The sequence below is a fragment of the Cellulomonas oligotrophica genome (assembly GCF_013409875.1).
Taxonomy (GTDB): Bacteria; Actinomycetota; Actinomycetes; order Actinomycetales; family Cellulomonadaceae; genus Cellulomonas; species Cellulomonas oligotrophica.
This window is the reverse complement of the sequence record NZ_JACCBK010000001.1, coordinates 1340931-1354880: the sequence shown is the minus strand read 5'-3', so window position 1 is coordinate 1354880 and position 13950 is coordinate 1340931. Positions and strand designations below refer to the sequence as shown.

The following is a 13950-nucleotide window of genomic DNA, read 5'->3' as shown; positions in this document are numbered from 1 at the left end:
CGTGCTCGTCGCGCTCGGCGTGCTCCTCGCCGCGCTGCTCGCGACCGGGCCGCCCGGCCGCCCGCTGCACCCCGCGCGCGGTGCCGACGGCGGGCGCACGCGGGCGGCTCGTCCGCTGCGCCGACGGCCCGGCGCGGCGGACGACCTGCCCGGGCTGCTGCTGGCCGTCGCCGCGCGCCTGCGCTCCGGGGCGCCCGCCGGTGCCGCGTGGTCGGACGTGCTGGGCGTCGACGTCCCCGGCGCCCTGCCCCGCCCCGCGGACCTGCTCGGGCGGGTCGCCCCGGGGCGCCGGCGCCCCGACCCCCGGCTGGTGGGCCGGGTGCAGGCCGTCGTCGCCGGCGCCCGGGTCGCCGTCGAGCTCGGTGCGCCGCTCGCCGACGTCCTCGAGGACCTCGCGACCGCCGCCACCACCGACGCCGAGCACACCGCCGACGTGGAGGCCGCCCTCGCCGGTCCGCGAGCCACCGCCCGGGTGCTCCTGTGGCTGCCGCTCGCCGGGGTCGGGCTCGGCGCCCTCCTCGGCGCGCAGCCGTGGCGGGTCCTCCTCGACGGCGGGATCGGCACCGCGGCGCTCGTGCTCGGCCTCGGGCTCGTCCTGGCCGGGCGCGCCTGGGTCGCTGCCCTCCTGGCCCGGGCCCGCGACGCCGGGACCCCGCGCCCGGCCCGCGACGCCGGCGGCCCGCGCGGCACCGCCCGCGGCACCGGTCCCGGTGCTGCCCGTGGCCCGGCGCGCACGGCATGAGCCCCGCCGCGGTCACCGTCCTCGTCCTCGTCCTGCTGCTCGCCGCCCGGGGACCCTGGGCCCTGCGTCGCGGGGCCCACCTGGCAGGTCCTGCACCGGGCGGCGGCCGCCGCACCGCACCGGGGCGGCCTGGGACGCCACGCCCCGGCGACGACCCGGCGGGCGTGCTCGACCCCGCCCTGGTGCTCGAGCTGTGCGCGGCCGCCGTGCGCTCCGGAGCCCCCGTGCCGCGCGCCCTCGTCGTCGTCGGGGAGGCCCTCGGCGGCGCGGAGGGCGAGGGCCTCGCCCGCGCCGGTGCGGCCCTCGACCTCGGTGCCGACTGGGGTGCCGCGTGGGCCGGCGCGCCCCCTGCGACGGCCGCGGTCGGCGCCGCGCTGCACGTCGGCTGGACCGCCGGTGCGGCCCCCGGGCCACAGCTGCGGGCCGCGGCCGACGTGGTGCGCCGCGAGCGCCGCTCCGCGGTCCGCGCGGCGTGCGGCGCCCTCGGCGCACGGCTGACCCTGCCCCTCGGCGCGTGCTTCCTGCCCGCGTTCGTGCTGCTCGGCCTCGTCCCGGTGGTGGTCGCGCTCGCGGGCGACGTGCTCGGGTGAGCCCGACGAGCCGTCCACAGCCGCACCCGCGCGAGCCGACCCCGCCGGAGCAGTGCGGGCCCCGGACCGGGCGGTGCCGCGCCCCGCAGGCTCGGACCGGACCCGCGGCCACCAGGGCGGCGGGACGGACGCCCCGCCGGTCGGCGCGGGCACGGGAGGAACGACATGGCACGACGGATGCAGCAGGTGCGGCGCCTGACGGCGACGGTCGCGGCGCGCGTGCGCACGGGGACGCGCGACGCGGGCATGGCGACCGCGGAGTACGCGATCGCCACGCTCGCGGCGGTGGGGTTCGCGGGCCTGCTCGTGGTGATCCTCAAGGGCAACGAGGTCAAGGGCCTGCTGCTGGGGATCGTCCGTCAGGCGCTCGGCGGATGAGCGGGCGGCGCCGCGGTCGCCCGGTCGGCCGCACCGGCGGTGCGCCCGCGGGGGACCGCGGTGCCGTGACCGCCGAGCTCGCGATCGGCATGGTCGCCGTCGCGGTGGTCCTGGTCGCTGTGCTGACGCTCGGTGCCGCCTCGGTCACCCGGCTGCGGGCCGAGGACGCCGCGCGCACCGCCGCCCGCGTCGCCGCCCTGCACGAGCCGGACGCGGCGGTCGTCGAGGCGGCCCGTACCGTGCTCGGCGGGCGCGCCGCGCAGGTCGGGGTGCGGCGGGACGGCGACTGGGTCACCGTGACGGTCACGTCCGCGCTGACGGGATGGGCCGCGGGTGTCGAGGTCAGGGCCGACGCGACCGCCCGGGTCGAGCCGTGACCGCGCCGACCCCGACCGGGCGCGGTGGCGGGGCCGCTCGCGGGGCGGTGGTCGGCCGGGGCGGGGTCGTCGGCCGCGGCGCGGCGGGCGACCGTGGTGCGGGTTCCGTCCTCGTCCTCGGCGTGGTCGCCGCGGCGGGTGCGCTGCTCCTCGCCGTCGGGCTCGTCGCCGGTGCGTACGACGCGCGCGGCCGGGCCCGGACGGCCGCGGACCTGGCCGCGCTCGCCGCCGCCGCGGCGGCGACGTCGCCCGTCGCGGCCGTCGACCCGTGCGCGCGGGCCGCGGAGGTCGCCGCCCGCAACGGCGCCGACCTCGGGTCCTGCACGGTCACGGGTCCCGGGGTCGTGGACGTCGCCGTCCGGGTGGCGTCGACGGTCGGCGACGCACGGGCCGCCGCGCGCGCGGGACCGGCCACGGCGAGGGACCCGTGACCAGGCGCTCGAGCGCGGCAGGACGGGTGGCGGCAGCGGCGCGGCCGGGCCGTCACGCGGACGGCCGAACCGCCCGCGACGTCACCCGCCTGCCACCTCGCGGCCACCTCCGGGACGCGGGACAGTGCTCGGGTGCTGCCGATCGGGTGGCGGCGCTGGGTGCTTGCACCCACCGAACTGGACGATCGCCCGGCTTCGCCCGCTGGACCGTTCAACGACTGCCTCAGGAGATCCGATGGCATGGCTGAGCAGACGAGGTCGGGGGTACCGGAAGATGAGCATCACGGAGATGGAGCGCGAGGTCGTCGAGGCCGCGGCAGGCATCCCGCACGTCAACCAGCGTGTGCGCGTCGTCCTGGACCCGGACGCCGCGGAGCCCGGCGCGGGCGTGCCGACCCGGGTCGAGGACGTCGAGGTCGTCGTCGACGGGTCCGAGCTGCGGCACCACGTCCTGGTGTCGCCGCCCTGGTACGGCGGTGACGTCGAGCCGCCCGCCGAGGGCGCCCGCATGACGCTCGTCTGGCCGACCGAGCGCGGCGTGCTCGAGCTCCCCGTGACGTTCGCCCGCATCGACCGGGTCGCCGAGGGCGTCCGGGGGTGGCGGCTCGTCGTCGTCGGCTCCGCGACCCGGCTGCAGCGCCGCCAGTTCGTGCGCGTGCCCGTCGGGCTGCCCGTGAGCGTCGAGACGCGCCCGGAGGACGCCATGACGCCCCGGCACCCCGTCGCCGACGGCATGACCATCGACCTGTCCGAGGGCGGGCTGCGCTGCGTGCTGCACGACCGCCTCCCCGACGACCACCCGGTCACGGTGACGTTCGCGTTCGGCGAGGCCCAGTTCCGGCTGGCCGCCCGCGTCGTGCGCGCCGCGCCGTGGGTGGACCGGCGCAAGGCCCGCGTGCCCGGCGCCCGGGTCGTCGACGACGGGTCCGACCGCCACGACCACGGCGGGCACGACCACGACGGGTCCGACCACGACGGGTCCGGCACCGACGCCGACGCCGGGACGACCGACGTCCCCGCCGTCGTGCCGCACGTGCGGACGCGGGAGAGCGCCGCCTCGCGGTGGAGCACCGCCATCCGCTTCGTCGACCCCGACGAGGCCGGCCCTGCCCTGCGTCGCGCGATCTTCGCCGAGCAGATCCGGATGCGCCGCACCCGCGACCGCTGAGACCACCGGGCCGACGAACCCCCAGCACGTCGGCCCGGGCACGACCGCCGCGCGGCACCTCGCAACCCCCCTGTGCGAGGTGCCGCGCGGTGCTGCGTCAGCCCGCCGGGGCGTGCGCGAGCACGGCGGTGAGCAGCCGCAGCGCCGCGTGCTTGTCGAGCGGGTCGTTGCCGTTGCCGCACTTGGGCGACTGCACGCACGCGGGGCAGCCGCTCGCGCACGGGCACGCGGCGATCGCGTCGCGCGTCGCCGCCAACCACGTCGGGCCGAGCGAGAACCCGCGCGCGGCGAACCCCGCGCCCCCGGGGTGCCCGTCGTGCACGAACACCGTGGCGTGCCCGGTGTCCACGTGCGCGAGCGTCGACAGGCCGCCCAGGTCCCACCGGTCGCACGTCGCCAGCAGCGGCAGCAGGCCGATCGACGCGTGCTCGGCCGCGTGCAGCGCCCCCGGTGCGGCCTCCAGCGTCACACCCGCCTCCGCGAGCACCGCCGCCGGGGCCGTCCACCACACGGCGGCCGTGCGCAGGGTCCGCGCCGGCAGGTCCAGCTCGTGCGTCCCCAGCACCTGCAGGTCCGGCAGGCGCCTGCGCTGGTAGCCCAGCACCTGCGTGGTCACGTCCACCTGCCCCGTGGCCCACGTCACCGGCCCCCAGGAGACCTCCTGCTCGACGTCCACGACGGACGTCGACGTCACCCACCGCGCCCACGTGCCGTGGTCCACGTCCCGTGCCGTGGCCAGCGCCACCGCGTCCTCCAGGTGCAGCTCGTCCACGACGAACGTGCGGCCCTGGTGCACGTACACCGCGCCGGGGTGCACGGTCGCGTCCGCCGACGCGGCGTCGACGGTGCCCAGCAGGCGGCCCGTCGCCGTCTCGACCACGCGCACGGGCTGCCCGCCCGACCCGCGCAGGTCCGTCAGACTGCTCGCCGGCTCGGCGTGCGTCCAGTACCAGCCCGACGCCCGGCGCCGCAGCACCCCCCGCTGCGTGAGCTCGTCGAGCAGCGCGGGGGCGCGCGGCCCGAACAGGTCCAGCTCCTCCGCACGCAGCGGCACCTCCGCGGCCGCCGCGCACAGGTGCGGCGCCAGCACGTACGGGTTGCCGGTGTCGAAGACCGTCGCCTCGACGGGTGCGTCGAGCACCGCCGCCGGGTGGTGCACGAGGAACGTGTCGAGCGGGTCCTCCCGGGCCACGAGCACCACCAGCCCGTCGGCACCGGCGCGTCCCGCCCGCCCGGCCTGCTGCCACAGCGACACCCGGGTGCCCGGCCAGCCCGCCACCAGCACGGCGTCGAGCCCGGAGATGTCCACCCCCAGCTCCAGCGCGCTCGTCGTGGCGAGCCCGCGGACCTCGCCGCTGCGCACCGCCTGCTCCAGGGCCCGGCGCTCCTCGGGCAGGTACCCGCCGCGGTACGCCTGCACCTGGTCCACGAGCGCGGGGTGCACCGCGGCCAGGTGCGCCTGCGTGGTCGTCGCGACCGACTCCGCCCCGCGTCGCGACCGCGTGAACGCCAGCACGCGGGCCCCGGCTGCGACGAGGTCGGCCAGCAGGTCCGCGACCTCGGCGGTCGCCGTGCGCCGCGGCCGGTCGGTGCGCACGGCGACGAGCCGCTCGCCGGTGCCCTGCGGCCCCGAACCCTCGGGGGGCACCGGCTCCCGGGGCCCACCCGCGGCGTCCGGGTCGCGCGGGCCGTGCTCGGCGGGCTCGTCACCGGCGGGGTCGGCCGCACCGACCCCGGTGTCGCCACGAGCCGGGACCAGCAGGACGCTCGCCCACGGGTCGTCGTCGGGGACGAGCGCCGACCACGGGCCGTCACCGCCGGGCAGCTCGGGCGGCTGCCACAGCACGAACGTCTTGCGCCCGGCCGGGGACGCGTCGGCGGTCACCGCGTGCACCTCGTGCGCCGGGACGCCGACGAGCCGGGCCGCGCTGGTGGCCGGGTCCCCGGTCGTCGCGGACGCCATCACCATGACGGGTGCGGCGCCGTAGCTCGCCGCCACCCGCCGCAGCCGCCGCAGCACGAGCCCGACGTGCGCGCCGAACACCCCGCGGAACGCGTGGCACTCGTCCACGACCACGTAGGCGAGCGACCCCACGAGCCGTGACCACGTGCGGTGCTGCGGCAGCACCGCGTGGTGCAGCAGGTCGGGGTTGGTCAGCACGACGTCCGCGTGCTCGCGCACCCACCGGCGCTCGTCGCGCGACGTGTCGCCGTCGCACGTGGCGACCCGCACGTCGCGCACCCCCGACGCGGCCAGCAGGCGCTCCACCGACGCCAGCTGGTCGGCGGCCAGGGCCTTGGTGGGGCTCAGGTACAGCACGGTCGGGCGACGACGGGCCGACTCGATGCGCCCCGGGTCCAGCACGGCGCCCGCGCGTGCCGCCCGCACCGTCGTCAGCGCGGGCAGCCAGTACGCGAGCGACTTGCCCGAGCCCGTCGAGGTCGCGAGCACCGTGTGCCGGCCGGCGTGCACGGCCTCGGCGGCGTCGACCTGGTGCGCCCACGGCCGGTCGACCCCGAGCGCCCGGTACCCGCGGACGAGGTCCGGGTCCGCCCACGCGGGCCAGTCCCCGTGCGTCCCGGCGCGCGGCGGCAGGTGCCGCACGTGCGTGGCCCGCTCCGCGAGGCGCCCGCCCGCCGCCAGCACGTCGAGCAGCTCACCGGGACCCACCGCCGCATCATCGCACCGTGCGTCCTCCCTGAGGACGACGACGCCCGCCGCACGCCGCGCCAGGATGGGGGTGTCGGCGCCGACCGTGCGCCGCGAGCCGGACCCACGAGGGCGGGGTGGCCGTGCTGAGGACCGTCGTGGCGGTCGCCGCCGCGCTGCTGGTCGCCGTCGGCTGGGGTCTGCGCGGGGCGGCGGAGGCCCGGGCGGACGACCACGACGGCGGGTCCGGGCCGCCCGCGCAGCGACCGTGGGCCCGCGTCGTGGGTGACGGGCCGCTCGTCGGTCTGTGGGTGCTGCTCCTCGCCGTCGCGGCCGCGTGGTCGCTCGGCGCGCACCTCGACGGCAGCGGCGCCGTGCACCCCGCGGCGGTCGCGGCCGGTGCGCTCGTGCTCGGGCTCACCTGCAGGGAAGTCGCGTTCCTGCGGACCTCCCGCACGCGCGGGACGCTCACGCACGCGCTGCTGGCCCGTCGGCTCGTCGCCGCGGCGGTCGTCGTCCCGGCCCTCGCCCTCGCCGCGTGGGCGCTCGACCCCTAGGGCGTGCCGCTCCGGGGGATGGTGGCCTCCGTCTCGTTCCGGCGCTCCGTTGCCAGCTCCTTCCGGAGTCTGCGCGCGCGCTGCGTGGCCTGGGCGCGCACGTGCCGCGACACCCCGTCCGAGGCGAGGCGGTCGAGGACCTGAAGGTCGGTCGCGGTGCAGCAGGCTCGGCGTTGAGCCCAGGCGCTCCAGGTGTCGGCCGGTCCTCCGGAGCCGGCCTCGCCGGCGGCGGCCGCACGAACCAGGGCGACGTCGTGGGCGCGCTGCTCGGCCATGTGCTGCTCGCTGCTGCCCGGGGCGAGGACGTCGAGCGCCAGTCGTGCCAGGGTCGGGTCGTCGCCCTCGACGAACGTGATCACAGGGTCCAGGGCCATGAGCTGGTCAGGTTCTCCGCGGAGCGCGTCGAGCAGCAGGCGGTGGAGCGACGGGTCCTTCTTCGCGAGGCGGTAGGCGTCCCAGTGGGCGTGGCCGTGGTCGGAGGTGCGTTCCGCCTCGACCAGCCGCTCGCCCAGCCGGTGGCGCAGCTCGTCGTAGGCGGCGGCTGCGGTCGCCGCGTCGCGCGTCCACCCCGGCGGGTCCGACGACGGTCGCCCCGCCCGGCGTGAGTCTCCCACCCCAGGAGTCTCGCGACTCTTTGGCGCCCGGGTCCAGGGACGCAGCGTTCCGGAGCGCGGGAGGCGCACCCGCCGCCAGTGGGTCGCGCGGGGCCCGTCGACGGGGCCGGTCAGCGGGTCGCCGGTGCGGCGTCGTCCTCCGGGGAGGTCCTGGACCACAGGCCCACGTCGAGCCACCCGGCCCCGACCTGGACCTGCAGACCGACCAGCGCGGCCGCCGCGGGCGGCGGCACCTCCAGGTGCGCGGGCAGCAGGGCGAACGCGGACCGGTCGTCGGGCGCGTCGAACGGTGCGCCCAGCACCTCCCACCGCTCGGTCACCACCCGGTACGACGCCATGCCGCCCACGGTAGGGGCGCACGGGCCTGATCCGGAAGACGGTCGTCACCGCGCGTTCCGCCGACGTTCAGCGCCCGTCCGCGTGCGCGTCGCGCCGTCAGTCGCCCTGGAACGCCTCGTGCAGCAGGCGGCGCAGCTCGAAGTGCGCCTCGACCATGCGACCGAGGATCGTCATGTGCCGGACCTGCCGGTCGGTCCACTCCCGCACCCGGGTGTCGAAGACCTCGACCGTGGCGATCGGCTCGTCCTCGACCGAGCTGACGGTCACCCCGATGTACGCCCGGACCCGGTGGTGCCCGGTGACGTACGGGTTGTCGGCGAACCGCGGGTCCGCGGTCATGTCCCCGACCACGGTGGGGTGCAGGCGGTCCCGGACCGTCACCGCGGTGAACGACTCCGCCGCGTCGATGGTCGCGACCTGCGAGCCCACCCGCGCCCTGACCACGCCCTCCGCGGGCAGGACCAGCGTGATCGTGGCCAGCTCGGCACCGGTCAGGTCGGTCGCCAGCTCGATGAGGTCCTCGTGCTCGGGCCCGTCGAAGGAGTGCAGCAGCCCGTACCGGTCCAGCACGTCCAGCGCGTGCTGCCCGGCCCCCTCGGGTGCGTCCGTCGTGGTGGCCTGCTCCGTCGTCGTGGTCATGCCGTGCCTCGTCCCCCCGGGTGCGCCGCCGGTCGGCGGCTGGTCCGTCGGTCCCATCGGCCCGGCCCCGGGCGATCTGCAGGGTCCGGGCGGGTGCGGTGCGCGTCGACGTGACCCCCGCCGCCCGCCGCGGGAGGATCGGCGCGTGATGCGCATCGACCTCAACGCCGACCTCGGCGAGGGCGACGGCGACTGGCGCCTCGAGCCCCCGGCGGACGACGCCCTGCTCGACCTCGTCTCGTCGGCGAACGTCGCCACCGGCTTCCACGGCGGGGACGCCGCGACCATGGCGGCCACGTGCGCGGCCGCGGCGGCGCGCGGTGTGGCGGTCGGGGCGCACCCGTCGTACGACGACCGGGCCGGGTTCGGGCGGCGGGCGCTGGACGTGCCCCCGGACGTGCTGCGCGCCCAGGTGGCGTACCAGGTCGGAGCGCTCGTCGCCGTCGCCCGCGGCACCGGCGCGCGGGTCACCCACGTCAAGCCGCACGGCGCCCTGTACAACGCCGTCGTGCACGACGACGCCCAGGCGCGGGCCGTCGTCGAGGCCGTCGCCGCGGTGGACCCCGCGCTCGCGGTGCTGGGGCTGCCGGGGTCGCGCGTGCTGGCCCGCGCGGCCGAGGCGGGTCTCGTACCGGTCGTCGAGGCCTTCGTCGACCGCGGGTACACCGCCCGCGGCACGCTGGTGCCGCGCGCGCAGCCCGGGGCGCTCGTCACCGACCCCGAGCAGGCCGCCGAGCGGGCCGTGCGGATGGCCGTCGAGGGCGTCGTCGTGGCGGTCGACGGCACGGTCCTGCCGCTGCGTGCGGCGTCGTTGTGCGTGCACTCCGACACCCCGGGCGCGGTGGCGCTGGCCACGGCCGTGCGAGGCGCGCTCGTGGGGGCGGGCCTCGTGGTGCGACCGTTCGTCGACCTCGACGCGGGGGCGAACGTGGCGCCCGCTCCCGGCGCCCGCGCGTGACGGGCCCCGGCCCTGACGGCGTGCCCGTGGTGCGCCCCTACGGCGCGGACGCCGTCCTCGTGGACCTGCCCGACCTGCGGGCGGTCCGGGCCCTCGACGCCGCGCTGCGGACCGCCGCCCCCGACAGCGTCCTCGACGTGGTGCCCGCCGCCCGCACGGTGCTCGTCCGCGGCGTCCCCGGCCGCCGGACGGCCTGGGCCGCGCGCGTGGCGGCGCTCGCCCGCGAGAGCGCCGGGTCCGCCGCGGCACCGCCGGACGCCGCCGGACGTGCCGACGGGGGCCGCGGCGCGGGCGACGACCCGGGCGCCGCGCCGCCGCGCACCGTCGAGGTGCCGGTGGTCTACGACGGTCCGGACCTCGACGAGGTCGCGGCACTGACCGGGCTGCCCGTCGAGGAGGTCGTGGCCCGGCACCTCGCCGGCGGGCCGGGCGGGTACCGCGTCGCGTTCGGCGGGTTCATGCCCGGCTTCGCGTACGTCGTGGGCGTCGACCCCGTGCTGCACGTGCCCCGCCGGTCCTCGCCGCGCACCCGCGTGCCGGCCGGGGCCGTCGCGGTCGCGGGGGAGTTCACCGCCGTCTACCCGGGGCCGACGCCCGGCGGGTGGCGGCTGCTCGGCACGTCCCCCGAGCCGGTGTTCGACGTCACCCGCGGGCGCGACGACGCCGCCCTGCTGGCCCCCGGCGACGCCGTCCGCTTCGTGCGCCGCCGTCCCGCACCGGTCGCGGCGTCCCCGGCGCCCGGTGCGACGACCGTGCACCCGCCCGGTCCTGCGGACGCCCCCGCACCGGGTCCGGCCCCCACGGACGGACCGGCCCCGGCAGGCCCGGGCGGCGACGCGCCCGTCCTGCTGCCCCTCGCGCTCACGGTCGTGCGCACCGGCCCGCTCGTCCTCGTCGAGGACCTCGGCCGCCCCGGGCTGGCCGCGGTCGGCGTCCCGCGGTCCGGTGCCGCGGACCCCGCCGCGCTCGTGCACGCCAACCGGCTCGTCGGCAACGCCGCGTCCGCCGCCGGGCTGGAGGTGCTGCTCGGCGGGCTCGTCGTCACCTTCGGCGGCTCGACGGCGTTCGCGCTGACCGGTGCGCAGGCCGACGCCCACCTCGACGGCGTGCCCGTGCCCCACGGGGTCGCCGTCCGCGCCCCCGCCGGTGCGACCCTCGCCCTCGGCGTCCCGGCCCGAGGCCTGCGCACGTGGCTCGCGGTCCGCGGCGGCGTCGATGTCGCCCCCGTGCTGGGGTCGCGCGCGCACGACCAGCTCTCCGCCCTGGGGCCGGCGCCCGTCCGCGCCGGCGACGTGCTCGCGTACGGCACCAGCTTCGACGGGCTGCCCACCCCGGCCGCGCCCGGCCCGACACCCCCGGCGCGGCTGGGCCCGGGGCGCACGGTCCTGCTCGCCGCGACCACGGGCCCGCGCCTCGGCCACCTCGCACCCGCCGCCCAGGACGCGCTGTGGCACCGGACCTGGACGGTGGCGCCCGAGAGCAACCGGGTCGCCGTCCGGCTCGACGGCGACCCGCTCGCGCTCGCGGGCCGCGGCGAGCTGCCCTCGGAGGGGCTGGTGCCCGGGGCCGTCCAGGTGCCGCACGACGGGCGGCCCGTCGTCTTCGGGGCCGACCACCCCGTCACCGGCGGCTACCCCGTCGTCGCCGTGCTCACCCCGCAGGCGTGCGCCCGGGCCGCGCAGCTGCGCCCGGGCGAGCGCGTCCGGCTGGTACCGGCCGAGGGCGCCCGACCGCCCCGCGCCGCCGGGGCCTGACCGCCCTGCCGACCGCTCCGCAGCGGTCGCTCCACCCGCCGGTCGGGGACCTTCGTCCCGCCGGGACGGTCGTCACGTCCCCGTCGCGCGGCAGATGTGGTGGCGTCCCGCGCGTCGCGCCACCACATCTGGTGCCCGGTCGGTGAACTGGGTGGTGGACTCGGTGGTGGGACCCGTGGTGGAGCGAAGGAGCGGACGCATGGAGCACGCGCAGGACCGGGCGCAGGTCGTCGTCGACGTGGGGTCGTCGATCGGGGAGTACCTCGACCGCTCCGACTGGCGCGTCAACGCCAACGCCAACCAGGGCTACTCCCTCGGCGGGCTCATCCTCAACACCGCGGGGAAGGTCGTCGCCAACTACTGGCTCTCGCACGTGTACCCGCCCGCCGTCGGCACCGCCCACCGCGAGGGCGACCTGCACGTGCACGACCTCGACATGCTCGCGGGGTACTGCGCGGGCTGGTCCCTGCGCCGGCTCCTGCAGGAGGGCCTCAACGGGGTGCCCGGCACGATCGAGTCCCGGCCGCCGCGGCACTTCAGCGCGGCCGTCGGGCAGGTCGTCAACTTCCTCGGCATCATGCAGAACGAGTGGGCCGGCGCGCAGGCCTTCAGCAGCTTCGACACGTTCATGGCCCCGTACGTGCGGCTCGACGGCCTCACCTACGCGCAGGTCCGCCAGGGCGTGCAGGAGCTCGTGCACAACCTCAACGTGCCGTCCCGGTGGGGCACGCAGACCCCGTTCACCAACCTCACGTTCGACTGGGTGTGCCCGGCGGACCTGCGCGAGGAGGTGCCGTTCGTCGCGGACGAGCCGTGCGGCTTCACCTACGGCGAGCTGCAGCCCGAGATGGACATGATCAACCGGGCCTACATGGAGGTCATGACCGACGGCGACGCGTCCGGCCGGGTCTTCACGTTCCCGATCCCGACGTACAACATCACCGAGGACTTCGACTGGGACTCCCCGAACGCCGACCTGCTGTTCGCGATGACCGCGAAGTACGGCCTGCCCTACTTCCAGAACTTCCTCAGCTCCGAGATGCGCCCCGGCGACGTGCGCTCCATGTGCTGCCGCCTGCAGCTCGACCTGCGCGAGCTGCTCAAGCGCGGCAACGGGCTGTTCGGCTCCGGCGAGCAGACCGGCTCGATCGGCGTCGTCACGATCAACTGCGCCCGGCTCGGCTTCGTGCACGCCGGTGACGAGCCCGCGCTGCTGGCGGCCCTCGACCGGCTCGTCGACCTCGCCGGGGAGTCCCTCGAGCTCAAGCGCGAGACCATCGGGCGGCTGATCGACGAGGGGCTGTTCCCCTACACCCGCCGGTACCTCGGCACCCTGGACGCCCACTTCTCCACGATCGGCGTCAACGGCATCAACGAGATGGTCCGCAACTTCAGCGGCGACGCCTACGACATCACCGACCCCCGCGGCCACGCGATGGCGCTGCGCCTGCTCGACCACGTGCGCGGCCGCATGGTCGAGCTCCAGGAGAGCACCGGGCACCTGTACAACCTCGAGGCGACGCCCGCCGAGGGCACCACGTACCGGTTCGCCAAGGAGGACCGCAAGCGGTTCGCCGGGATCCTCCAGGCCGGCACCGACGACCACCCGTACTACACCAACTCCTCCCAGCTGCCCGTGGGCTTCACCGACGACCCCTTCGAGGCCCTCGAGCGCCAGGACGAGCTCCAGACGCGCTACACCGGCGGCACCGTCCTGCACCTGTACATGGCCGAGCGCGTGTCCACCCCGCAGGCCTGCAAGGAGCTCGTCCGCCGGTCCCTGAGCACGTTCCGCCTGCCGTACCTGACGGTCACGCCCACGTTCTCGATCTGCCCCCGGCACGGCTACCTGGCCGGCGAGCACCCCGCGTGCCCGACGTGCGCGGAGGACGGCGTGGACACCGCCTGCGAGGTGTGGACCCGCGTCATGGGCTACCACCGGCCCGTCAGCTCGTTCAACATCGGCAAGCAGGGCGAGCACGCCGAGCGCGTGCCGTTCCGCGAGCCCGCGCTCGCGGGGGCCGGCGGATGACGCTGCTCGGGCTGCCCGCGCGCGGCCCGGCCGGCGGCACCGGGACGCCCGTGCGCCCGGGGCCGCAGGCCGACACGCTGGCGATCGCCGGCCTGACGCCCCTGTCGACCGTCGACTGGCCCGGGCGGCTCGTCGCGACCGCGTTCCTGCAGGGCTGCCCCTGGCGGTGCACGTACTGCCACAACCACGCGATCCTCGACCCCCGCACACCCGGCACCGTGCCCTGGCAGGACGTGCGCGACCTGCTGGCCCGCCGCCACGGGCTGCTCGACGGCGTCGTGCTCTCCGGCGGCGAGCCGACCCGCCAGCTCGGCGTCGTGGCCGCCGCCCGCGAGGTGCACGAGGCCGGGTACGCCGTCGGGCTGCACACCTCCGGCGCGTACCCGGCCCGGCTGCCCCTGCTGCTGCCGCACGTCGACTGGGTGGGGTTCGACGTCAAGGCCCCCGCGCACCTGTACCGCGCCGTCACCCGCACGGGCGGGCCCACCACCAGCGCGGACCTCGCGCTGGCGTCGCTGCGCCTCGTGCTCGACTCCGGCGTGGACGTGCAGGTCCGCACCACCGTCGACCCCACCGTGCTCACCGACGACGACGTCGCCGCGCTCACCGCGACGCTCGCCGACCTCGGCGTGCACGACCACGTCCTCCAGCAGGTCCGCCCCGACGGCACGACCCCGGAGTACGCGGCGGCGCTCGCGGCCGTGCGCGACCGCTGACAGCT

General features: G+C 77.8%; 15 protein-coding genes. 11 read left to right on the top strand and 4 right to left on the bottom strand.

Annotation, left to right across the window (positions count from 1 at the left end):
- The first annotated feature begins 1 nt into the window (after nt 1).
- The 6 genes from BKA21_RS06000 (at nt 2) to BKA21_RS05975 (ending at nt 3686) form a co-directional block, all read left to right on the top strand.
- Nucleotides 2-742, top strand: a complete 741-nt coding sequence (locus BKA21_RS06000) for a type II secretion system F family protein (protein WP_179625321.1) — start codon at nt 2-4, stop codon at nt 740-742.
- The gene (locus tag BKA21_RS05995; RefSeq protein WP_140457416.1) at nt 739-1332 is read left to right on the top strand and encodes a type II secretion system F family protein; all 594 of its coding nucleotides are present in this window, start codon (nt 739-741) and stop codon (nt 1330-1332) included. The genes BKA21_RS06000 and BKA21_RS05995 overlap by 4 nt, the downstream gene beginning before the upstream one ends.
- A 165-nt stretch (nt 1333-1497) precedes the next feature.
- Nucleotides 1498-1710, top strand: a complete 213-nt coding sequence (locus BKA21_RS05990) for a DUF4244 domain-containing protein (protein WP_140457415.1) — start codon at nt 1498-1500, stop codon at nt 1708-1710.
- Between the two features lie 65 nt (nt 1711-1775).
- Nucleotides 1776-2087: a TadE family type IV pilus minor pilin gene (locus BKA21_RS05985; RefSeq protein ID WP_239072732.1), complete on the top strand. Its 312-nt coding sequence runs from the start codon at nt 1776-1778 to the stop codon at nt 2085-2087.
- Nucleotides 2084-2518, top strand: coding sequence for an Rv3654c family TadE-like protein (locus tag BKA21_RS05980; RefSeq protein WP_239072733.1), 435 nt, complete (start codon nt 2084-2086; stop codon nt 2516-2518). The genes BKA21_RS05985 and BKA21_RS05980 overlap by 4 nt, the downstream gene beginning before the upstream one ends.
- Nucleotides 2519-2792: 274 nt before the next feature.
- Nucleotides 2793-3686, top strand: coding sequence for a PilZ domain-containing protein (locus tag BKA21_RS05975; protein WP_140457412.1), 894 nt, complete (start codon nt 2793-2795; stop codon nt 3684-3686).
- 97 nt (nt 3687-3783) lie between these two features.
- Here the strand turns inward: BKA21_RS05975 and sftH are convergent, their stop codons facing one another.
- The gene (gene sftH / locus BKA21_RS05970; protein ID WP_140457411.1) at nt 3784-6357 is read right to left on the bottom strand and encodes a DEAD/DEAH box helicase; all 2574 of its coding nucleotides are present in this window, start codon (nt 6355-6357) and stop codon (nt 3784-3786) included.
- A 116-nt stretch (nt 6358-6473) separates the two neighbouring features.
- Here sftH and BKA21_RS05965 point away from each other — a divergent pair, with 116 nt between their 5' ends.
- Complete coding sequence (locus BKA21_RS05965; protein ID WP_179625320.1) at nt 6474-6893, top strand: hypothetical protein; 420 nt, start codon at nt 6474-6476, stop codon at nt 6891-6893.
- On the opposite strand, the gene BKA21_RS05960 is transcribed toward BKA21_RS05965, so the two are convergent.
- The 3 genes from BKA21_RS05960 to BKA21_RS05950 all read right to left on the bottom strand — a co-directional run bounded on the left by BKA21_RS05960 (nt 6890) and on the right by BKA21_RS05950 (nt 8485).
- Nucleotides 6890-7507, bottom strand: a complete 618-nt coding sequence (locus tag BKA21_RS05960) for a hypothetical protein (RefSeq protein WP_140457409.1) — start codon at nt 7505-7507, stop codon at nt 6890-6892. The genes BKA21_RS05965 and BKA21_RS05960 overlap by 4 nt on opposite strands.
- Before the next feature lie 110 nt (nt 7508-7617).
- Entirely contained in the window at nt 7618-7845 is a 228-nt protein-coding gene (locus BKA21_RS05955) for a hypothetical protein (protein ID WP_140457408.1), read from the bottom strand.
- A 97-nt stretch (nt 7846-7942) separates the two neighbouring features.
- A complete protein-coding gene (locus tag BKA21_RS05950) occupies nt 7943-8485 on the bottom strand; it encodes a GAF domain-containing protein (RefSeq protein ID WP_140457407.1) in 543 nt (180 codons plus the stop codon).
- Nucleotides 8486-8633: 148 nt separating this feature from the next.
- Here BKA21_RS05950 and BKA21_RS05945 point away from each other — a divergent pair, with 148 nt between their 5' ends.
- From BKA21_RS05945 to BKA21_RS05930, 4 genes are all read left to right on the top strand, one after another.
- Complete coding sequence (locus BKA21_RS05945; protein WP_140458329.1) at nt 8634-9443, top strand: LamB/YcsF family protein; 810 nt, start codon at nt 8634-8636, stop codon at nt 9441-9443.
- A gap of 26 nt (nt 9444-9469) precedes the next feature.
- Nucleotides 9470-11197, top strand: coding sequence for a 5-oxoprolinase subunit B/C family protein (locus tag BKA21_RS20115; protein WP_170208897.1), 1728 nt, complete (start codon nt 9470-9472; stop codon nt 11195-11197).
- Nucleotides 11198-11396: 199 nt separating this feature from the next.
- Complete coding sequence (locus BKA21_RS05935) at nt 11397-13229, top strand: ribonucleoside triphosphate reductase (protein WP_140457405.1); 1833 nt, start codon at nt 11397-11399, stop codon at nt 13227-13229.
- A complete protein-coding gene (locus BKA21_RS05930; protein WP_140457404.1) occupies nt 13226-13945 on the top strand; it encodes an anaerobic ribonucleoside-triphosphate reductase activating protein in 720 nt (239 codons plus the stop codon). The genes BKA21_RS05935 and BKA21_RS05930 overlap by 4 nt, the downstream gene beginning before the upstream one ends.
- Nucleotides 13946-13950: the final 5 nt, after the last annotated feature.

What these genes read in the sequence shown, in the direction of transcription:
- BKA21_RS05930 (WP_140457404.1), top strand. Translation starts at nt 13,226, where the DNA reads ATGACGCTGCTCGGGCTGCCCGCGCGCGGCCCGGCCGGCGGCACCGGG.
- BKA21_RS05950 (WP_140457407.1), bottom strand. Translation starts at nt 8,485, where the DNA reads ATGACCACGACGACGGAGCAGGCCACCACGACGGACGCACCCGAGGGG.
- BKA21_RS05945 (WP_140458329.1), top strand. Translation starts at nt 8,634, where the DNA reads ATGCGCATCGACCTCAACGCCGACCTCGGCGAGGGCGACGGCGACTGG.
- BKA21_RS05990 (WP_140457415.1), top strand. Translation starts at nt 1,498, where the DNA reads ATGGCACGACGGATGCAGCAGGTGCGGCGCCTGACGGCGACGGTCGCG.
- BKA21_RS05995 (WP_140457416.1), top strand. Translation starts at nt 739, where the DNA reads ATGAGCCCCGCCGCGGTCACCGTCCTCGTCCTCGTCCTGCTGCTCGCC.
- BKA21_RS05955 (WP_140457408.1), bottom strand. Translation starts at nt 7,845, where the DNA reads ATGGCGTCGTACCGGGTGGTGACCGAGCGGTGGGAGGTGCTGGGCGCA.
- BKA21_RS05935 (WP_140457405.1), top strand. Translation starts at nt 11,397, where the DNA reads ATGGAGCACGCGCAGGACCGGGCGCAGGTCGTCGTCGACGTGGGGTCG.
- BKA21_RS05975 (WP_140457412.1), top strand. Translation starts at nt 2,793, where the DNA reads ATGAGCATCACGGAGATGGAGCGCGAGGTCGTCGAGGCCGCGGCAGGC.